Consider the following 8,746-nt stretch of genomic DNA (forward strand, 5'->3'; position numbering starts at 1 on the left):
TTTACATCGCTTACTTGCCATTAACACACTCGTTAGCTAGATTAATGGGCGCGTGTGGATGTAAAGTGGAGGGAATTTGCCTGGGATATGTTTTATATGTAACTGATGCTAGTCGGAATAAGCCTACTGACTGATTTGTTGCATTTTTTTATGTTTTTGCTAGTCAAGTCCCAGAGGCTGTAACATCGCCTGTATGGTGAGGGGCAAAGTACCTAGTCAACCACTTTGGCTGACAACTACGGAATATTTTTTGTATCCTTGTACTTCAATTAGCACCCAAGCTAATTACCGCGATGCCTAGTCATCATAAAATTGCCACCAGGAATCTGAAGGGCAGTTTCTCCGGTTAATAACTTTGATAAGCGTAAAATTTCTCACACAAGTTAAAATCCAGTTCTAGCTAAGGTAATTCAAAGTGACTTCCCGCGCTGATGAAATTCAAAAACTGATTGCAGACATTGATAACTTACTGACTAACAATGGTAAGCGACTGCCAAAGCTGCTGTCTGCCCAAGCACCAGAGGCAAAAGAGGTTTTAGAAAGAGTTCGCAACTTCCTCGTTAAGTTAAAAGAAACGGAGGAGTCACAGGGCAATATTTCCCAGCCAACTGGAAAAATACAACCATCACCTTTATTAACGAAATTTGCTGAACAAGTTAATCCGCCTTCAGATCAGCAGCAACCTGAACCGACAGAGAACGCTGTTACTAGCAGCCAACTCAAAAGTGAATTGGCGACCTTAATACAACCGCTACAAGCAGAATTAACAGCACTATTACAAGAACGCTCTACATTGATGCAGGAAATTAGGCTGTTAGAGCAGAAGCGACTGCAAAATTACTCTATAAGTCAGCAGTTGGCTAATCAAGAACAGATTATTGGGGAATTTTTGCAAGTACTGATGGGTCGTCTTGTCCCTACTGTTGCGCCGCATATTAAAGAAAATGCTGCTCAGGATACTCCTGTTGCCAGTACATTTAACTACAGTAGCCCAGAACTCACGCCCTCTAGTATTCCATATTCATTAGAATCATCAGCCCAGGTAGAACGGTTAAGTCAGTTTGCCAAGGAACTGGATCAACGTTTGCTGTCTCTAGATGGAACGCTGAATTTTGTCTTTGAGGCACTACAGCGTAACATTAATACTTATCATGAATCTTTGTCTCAAGCGCTGGCAAAAATGCACAGTACGGGATTGCAAGGCGAACAGTTGATGGTCAGCTTCCTCAACAATTTGACGCAGCATTTACAGCAACAAACTTCTATTATTCAATCAGAGGCTGTTGGGGTTGCTAGAGAAACACCACCGCGATCGCTATTCCCAACTAAAGACAATACAACTACTCTAGAATCTATCAAACCTGCTAACAAAACTCCTGAGATAGCCACTTCATCAGTAGAATTACCAGAATTAGGGTTAGAACCTGTACCTGTAAATAATCCACCAGAGGATGTGGCAGCAAATGATCTCGATGCGATGCTCTTAGAGCTGACTGGCAATTCTCCTCAACCTGAAAATACACCTGAGCCTGCCATTGAACTAGAATTTGCCGATTTAGAATTAGGTATTGGCAACTGGCAAAACTTAGAACAACCATCATCTGAAGCATTTTTTATGGAATCTCCATCAGTTAGCTCTGAGGTAGCGATTCCTTCTCAAAAAGCTTCTACTAATTTGCTCGACTCATTACCGCCACCTATAGAATTACCCGAAGATTCCGAATTAACTGATGAAGTCGATCAACTTTATGCCAGTTTATTTACTATTACTCCTATTCCAGAACCGAGCGTTGATGTTACCCCCACAGAACAAACAGAGGATTTTTTCACATTAAATACAAGTGATACCCAATCTTCCACTCCTTTTTTAGAAGAACAAGAACAAACAGCAGATTTATTTGCAGTTGATCCCAGCGATGTAGCCCAAACCCAAACATCAAACGTAGTCCCGCCAGATAATACAGTTCAGGAAAGTTCTCTATTCACACCAAATGCGGAAGATGAACCACACTCGGTGACAGAGAAGTTGCCTACTACTGAACCTGGAAATCAAGTAGATAACATTTTTACTCAGTCAGATGCAGGTTTATTGGAACTTGGTAACCTTCACCCACAACAACCTACTGTATCCTCTCAATTCCCAGATTTATCATCAGATTTTCAACAAGAATTGTTTTTTGAGGAAGAGTCTACATTACCAGCCACTACACTCAGCTATTCTCGTGCAGATACAGATAAAATCTCACTACAGCCATCTCATACAGATACTATTAGTTCCCTGACTGAGCTTTTCGCTGAGGTGAGTAGTGAAGAGCAATTATGGCCTGGCTTGTCTCCTTCAGAAATATTAGTCACCCTCGATGAACCCAGCCCGGACGCAGCTATCAAAGCCGAGACACACGAGCATTTCTCGGATACTTATATCGCTGCTTTACCCCAGGAGAATTTGCTATCCCCAGAAATAATTCAGTCGGCAAATGTACCAGAGATTTCTTTTAATGAAGAACAGTTGCAGCAATTGAATCAAGATTTAGCCAACTTTGATGAGTTGCTCAACTACCAGCCGCCCCTTGAGCCTAATTTATACAGTTTAGAGGATAGTCAGGAAGCCCAGAATGTGGCTGTTCCTAATCCTCAAACAATCGACAACGCACCAAATGTAGCTTTTTCTCGTCCGGCTGTACCACCAGTTGCACCGATATCGTTGCCACAAACTGAGGTTGATTTAAACTTTAGCCCCACAAACGAAAAAAAAAAGGAAGTCACAGTTACTGGTTCCGGTGCGGAAAACCAATTAGAAAATCCTATCGATGTGGATGATTCGGTTTGGTATTTAGGAATTGATTTAGGTACAACAGGAATTTCTGCGGCTTTGTTGAATCGTTCTCAGTCGGTTGTCTATCCAATATATTGGTCAGCCGAAAATATACCAGGAGCTACTTCTTTTCAACAACATTCGTTTCGCTTACCTGCGGAAGTTTATCTACCTACGGCTACTAGTACTCAAGCAAAAGCTGCGCAACAAAAAATTAGCCCATATTCCGCGCAGTTAAAACCTTATTTACAGGTTGCTATCCCCTACAAGAGTGAGCAACAGAAGTGGGAACCGGTGCTGCAATTTAATGAATTTTCAGCTGGGCCATTAATTTGGGTAGTGCGATCGCTCTCGAAATTACTTTTAACTTTAAAATCAGATCGGCAAAGTACAACTCAAGGTTTAGTTGCTACCGCAGTTGGGATCGATCAGCCAGCGTTCCACACAATTATTAACAAAATCGCTGGTGTAATTTGCACTTCCCCCTCAGGCTGGCCAGAACAATATCGCTTTAATGTCCGGGAAGCTTTGCTGACAAGCAAAATTATTCAGCATCCCCAGCAAGTATTTTTTATTGAAGAAGCGATCGCCAGTTTAATTAGTTTATTTGATCAAAGTAACGGCGAAATCATTCAAGTGAGCGATCGCGACGGCTTGCAACCAGTTAAAACAACCGAATCTTTACTAGGTAGTACTTTAGTGATTAATATTGGGGCAACCGCCACCGAAATGGCCTTAGTTGATATCCCCGAAAATCTCCTGCAATTAGCGCACCATGACTTCATGCTGCATAGTTTTGCCTACGCTAGTAAAGGTATTGAACAAGATATTATCTGCCAATTACTCATTCCGCCCAAATACCGACAACCACGTACAACAAATCAAGAAGATAGTTCAAGCAATACCAGTAACCTGTGGCATTGGCAACCTACCTTTCTCGAAGTTGACAAAATGCAGTGGCAGAGTTTGGAATTAGATAATTTAGACTTACCCAGAGCCGGAGAAGCGGATTTAGGCGTGCGTATTCGTTTACAGCAGCGTCTTGAAAGTTCCCTGTTAGGACAAGCTCTATTAGAAGCGGCCCTAGCTTTAAAGTTAATTTTGCAACATCAAGAAACTTTTACTCTGACCTTAGCAGACCAAAGGTGGGTACTGCAACGGCGAGACTTAGAAAATCAAGTATTCATCCCCTTTGTGCGGCGGCTTAACCGCGAACTTAACAAATTATTAGTTGCGCGGGGTATTCCCACCGAAGCCATCAATCAAGCTGTCTTAACTGGTGGAGTTGCGTCCTTAGGAGTAGTCCACCATTGGCTACGGCAAAAATTCCCCAACGCCAAGCTTATTCAAGACGCGTATCTTGGTGAAAATGGCGCACCCAATTGCAGCCGAGTTGCCTATGGCTTGGCGATGTTACCCCTGCACTCCCAGATTTTAGAAGAATCAAGGCAACAATACACAGACTATTTCTTATTTACTGAATTGCTACGACTATTACCAGAACGTACCTTATCTTTTAATGAAGTTCTTCAATTATTCGAGGCACGGGGAATTAATACCAGTATTTGCCAGCAAAGATTATTAGCGTTCTTAGAAGGTGAATTACCGCCAGGTTTGATCCCTTCACTACCTGAGTCTGCATGGTTAACGCAAAACTCACATGATAATTTAGATTATCAGGCGATCGCATCCGCACCCCTTTTTGAAAAGCAAGGTAATCTTACCTATCGTCCCAATTGCCAACAATTATTAGTGTTACGCCGCTATTTAGAAGCAGTCAAAGCCAGTACCCAGCAATCATTAGAAGAACCATACATAGTTAATTTTGCTCAAGTTCAAGCCTCTGCTAAGTAGCTCAACCTAAAAAATAAAATGTAGGGGAGGCAGTTGCGTGGGCGGGTACAAGCGCCAGTCGCTACAACGGAGGTAACCTCCGCAACGCGCTGGCTCAACTGGAACTGGCGTTGTGTTGTCGCACAGCGCAACGCACTATGATGGTATTCGCATATCTTATGGTTGCAACCTTTTGAACCCAGATTCCGCAGGTGCGCTCATAAATGCTGTATTTTTGAAAATGACCTAAATGCTGCATTTTAGAAGCATGACAGCATCACCATTAGATATCAGAGTACAGGATATTGACCACTGCGGCATAGTTGCAGGCATCTGTGATGAGATGAATCTAGTGGGTCATTTGGCATGGTCATAGCCATAGAAAAAATTTAATGGCAAATTAAAAATATGAACTGTTAAATCTAAGGAGGGCAATGTAAATATGTCACGTTGTCCAAAAAATCCACTACGCCCCTTGACTGAACAAGGTGTTGAAACTTGCCCTAATGCTGTTTTACACGCTTGGCTCAAACAACAATTGAGTGATATTATCCAGTCTTTGCCACAAAGTGCAACAGTTTTATCTATTCAGGATAACCACGCTTTATGGTCAAGTTGGCGGCAAGGATTAAAAGTTAAATTTACCTTACCTGAAGAACTCCCACCTTTGCGGATGCTACTGGTGTGTGACAATTTGGTTGGCCATAAGACTCCTGATTTCGTGGTTTGGCTATGCCATCAAGGTATTCTCCCCTTGTATACTCCTTTGGGTGGCAGTTGGCTTAACATGGCAGAGTCTATTCAACGCATTCTTAAACATCGCGCACTCGATAGCCAACATCCCAAAACCTCTGGGCAAATTATTGACTGGCTAGAAACTGTCGTACATTTTTGGAATCAAAACCCAACTCCATTTTCATGGGCAGGTAAACGATCCGCTCGTCGTTAACTTACTCGTCGGCGATCGCACCAACATCGATTAGGCGGTTCCGGAGCTTGTATTATTCGACATATTAGAACTCCTAAAACTATTTTGCAAAAATGGCTATGACCATGCCAAATGACCCACTAGTGTCAGTCTTTGAAAACTGACCCTTGCTTCATTGATCAAACAGTAAGTTTTTACACAAGTTAGTAGACGCGTACTGCTTCGCAGAACCCGCAGAGTAGCGGCTTGTCGTCAGATATTAACATTTCGTAACCCAGAGTTGGAAATTAGGAAGCCAGCAAGGATACGATCTTAATTAGGAACTCTGATGAAATCAACTTTTATGTCTAGTTCGCTCACAGAAAAAATTCTTTCCCAATTACCTGGTGATGTTTTGCAAGGTTTGCGTCGCACGGATGACATTCTGAGATCGATTCGAGAGAACACTGCACCAACACCAACAGTAGTCAAAGACAATCAACAAAATTTAGGCGATGTAGATTGGGATGTAATCATCTGTGGCGGGACTTTAGGCATTTTAATTGGTTGTGCCTTAGCTATACGGGGATGGCGTGTGGCCTTAATTGAAAGAGGAATCCTCCGAGGCAGAAAGCAAGAATGGAATATTTCACGGCAAGAATTAGTAGTGTTCTTACAGTTAAACCTGCTGACAGAGGAAGAATTAGAAACAGCGATCGCAACTCAATATAACCCAGCACGAGTTAGTTTTTGCGGAGGTACAGAAGTTTGGGTAGAGAACGTTCTGAATATTGGTGTTGATCCTGTATATCTGCTAGAAATTTTAAAAACAAAATTTCTGGCTTCTGGTGGACAGTTATTAGAAAATACACCTTTTAATGAAGCAGTAATTCACCCTGATGGCGTGAGAGTAAATAACCAATTCAAAGCTAGGTTGTTAATCGATGCAATGGGACATCTTTCTCCTATTACTAAACAAGCACGTCAAGGCAAAAAACCCAATGCCCTATGTTTAGTTGTAGGAAGTTGCGCCCAAGGTTTCCCAGACAATAACTCCGGTGATTTATTATTATCGTTTACATCATTGCAAAATCAATGCCAATACTTTTGGGAAGCATTTCCCGCTAGAGATGGCAGAACTACTTATTTGTTTACCTACATGGATGCACATCCACAACGTTTGAGTTTAGAAGATTTATTTGAGGAGTATCTGCGTCTTCTCCCAAAATATCAAGGTATTGAATTACATCAATTAAAATTTCAACGCGCCTTATTTGGTTTCTTTCCTAGTTACCGCGAAAGCCCACTAAAACTACATTGGAATAAGATTTTACTAGTGGGAGATAGTAGTGGCAATCAATCCCCCTTGAGTTTTGGTGGCTTTGGGGCAATGCTGCGACACCTGAAGCGTTTAACTTTTGGGGTTGAAGAAGCATTACAAACCAATCAGTTATCAGCGAAAGCTGTATCATTACTGCAACCATATCAACCAAGTTTGAGTGTGACTTGGTTATTTCAAAAAGCGATGAGTGTAGGTATAAATCAAAATATCAGCCCAGAGCAAATTAATCAACTGCTTTCTGCGGTATTTACACAAATGCAACAGTTAGGTGAACCAGTACTCAAGCCATTTTTGCAAGATATAGTTCAGTTTTCAGCATTAACAAAAACACTTATCAAAACGGGATTATCTCATCCAGTATTAGTTGCTAAAATAATTCCGCAAGTTGGTATACTAAATTTACTTGATTGGACAGTGCATTACAGTAATTTAGCTGCTTATACAACTTTATTTCATCTCAGTCCAATGTTAGAAAATTGGATTAAAAATCAACCAAATTCACAACAATATTATTGGCATCGCTTAATAGATGCTTGGAAATATGGTTCTGGCTCTGATTACTACAATTAATTCAGTGCTAGCAGTTTGTCTTTTATCCTGAAATTTTCATACTCAAATCCAACCATTTAGACTGAGTAATTGGCGCACTACTAGATATATAGTTAACACCTGTCTCCGCCACAGCACGAATAGTCTCTAATGTCACGTTTCCTGACGCTTCAATTTTTACCCTACTATCCTGCTGGCGAATTAACTGCACTGCCTCACGCATTAGCTCTGGCGACATATTATCCAACATAATAATGTCTGCTTTATATTCTAAAGCCTCTTTCACTTGCTCTAAATTTTCCGTCTCTACTTCGATCGTTAAAGGATAAGGGATTTTGGCGCGAATTCGAGTAATAGCTTCTCCAATTCCACCAGCCGCCGCAATATGATTGTCTTTAATCATCACCGCATCATCCAAACCCATCCGGTGATTAATCGCGCCGCCTAAAACAGTTGCGTACTTTTCCAGTAATCTTAACCCAGGCGTAGTTTTACGCGTATCCACAAACCGAGTAGGTAAATCAGCAATTTCTTTTACATATTTATTAGTTAAGGTTGCAATCCCACTCAAACGCATAGCTAAGTTGAGAGCAACCCGTTCTCCCATAAGCAAAGCATCTAATGAACCATGCATTTCAGCCACTACTTCTCCTTGTTCACAGAATGATCCTTCATCAGCAGTAGCTACAAAGCTCACGTTTTCATTCAAAAGTTGAAATACTCGTGCTGCAATTGGTAAGCCAGCAATTATTCCTGGTGCTTTGGCTATCCATTTAGCGGTTCCTGGCGTAACATCTGCGGCTAAAAGACTATTTGTAGTGCGATCGCCCCGACCAACATCCTCCAGTAACCAGCCACGTAACAGAGGATCTAATACTAACCAAGGCGGCAAAACACCCAAATTGCTCACGACTTTCTATATTCTTCAGTAACTTCAGAAAATACTATAGCCCATAACCCTTACTCACCAAGGATTACATAAGACAAAAACAAAGATGTCAAAAAAAGATGGGAAAAGTGTTGACACTTCAGTGGAGCTTCGTTATATTAGATAAGTGCCTGAGAAGCGGACGCAAAAAAGCGGCGCGGTCAGGAACCGAACCTAGAAAATATTATAGTTTGAAAGCCATTATAAAACAAGCCTGCGTCAAGTAAATAAAAGAACCAGGCTAAGGTTAAAAAAGCGTAGCCAAAGGAATCAAAACGGAGAGTTTGATCCTGGCTCAGGATGAACGCTGGCGGTATGCTTAACACATGCAAGTCGAACGGAATCTTTAGGGATTTAGTGGCGGACGGGTGA

At 41.6% G+C, this 8,746-nt stretch carries 4 protein-coding genes and 1 rRNA gene; 4 read left to right on the forward strand and 1 reads right to left on the reverse strand.

Going from position 1 to position 8,746, the window contains the following annotated elements; translation table 11 throughout:
- Positions 1-415 precede the first annotated feature (415 nt).
- The 3 genes from H6G76_RS25025 to H6G76_RS25035 all read left to right on the forward strand — a co-directional run bounded on the left by H6G76_RS25025 (position 416) and on the right by H6G76_RS25035 (position 7,467).
- Entirely contained in the window at positions 416-4,669 is a 4,254-nt protein-coding gene (locus H6G76_RS25025) for a hypothetical protein (RefSeq protein ID WP_190707126.1), read from the forward strand.
- A 421-nt stretch (positions 4,670-5,090) separates the two neighbouring features.
- A complete protein-coding gene (locus tag H6G76_RS25030) occupies positions 5,091-5,597 on the forward strand; it encodes a hypothetical protein (RefSeq protein WP_199337523.1) in 507 nt (168 codons plus the stop codon).
- A 322-nt stretch (positions 5,598-5,919) separates the two neighbouring features.
- Positions 5,920-7,467: an NAD(P)/FAD-dependent oxidoreductase gene (locus H6G76_RS25035; protein WP_190707130.1), complete on the forward strand. Its 1,548-nt coding sequence runs from the start codon at positions 5,920-5,922 to the stop codon at positions 7,465-7,467.
- A 22-nt stretch (positions 7,468-7,489) separates the two neighbouring features.
- On the opposite strand, the gene nadC is transcribed toward H6G76_RS25035, so the two are convergent.
- Positions 7,490-8,356 carry a carboxylating nicotinate-nucleotide diphosphorylase gene (gene nadC, locus H6G76_RS25040; RefSeq protein WP_190707128.1) on the reverse strand — a complete coding sequence of 289 codons (867 nt, stop codon included), beginning with the start codon at positions 8,354-8,356 and terminating at the stop codon, positions 7,490-7,492.
- 290 nt (positions 8,357-8,646) lie between these two features.
- On the opposite strand from nadC, the gene H6G76_RS25045 reads away from it, so the two are divergent.
- Positions 8,647-8,746: ribosomal RNA gene (locus H6G76_RS25045) — 16S ribosomal RNA — on the forward strand; the annotation flags it as partial.

Origin of the sequence: Nostoc sp. FACHB-152 (genome assembly GCF_014697475.1) — a bacterium.
Taxonomy (GTDB): domain Bacteria; phylum Cyanobacteriota; class Cyanobacteriia; order Cyanobacteriales; family Nostocaceae; genus Nostoc_B.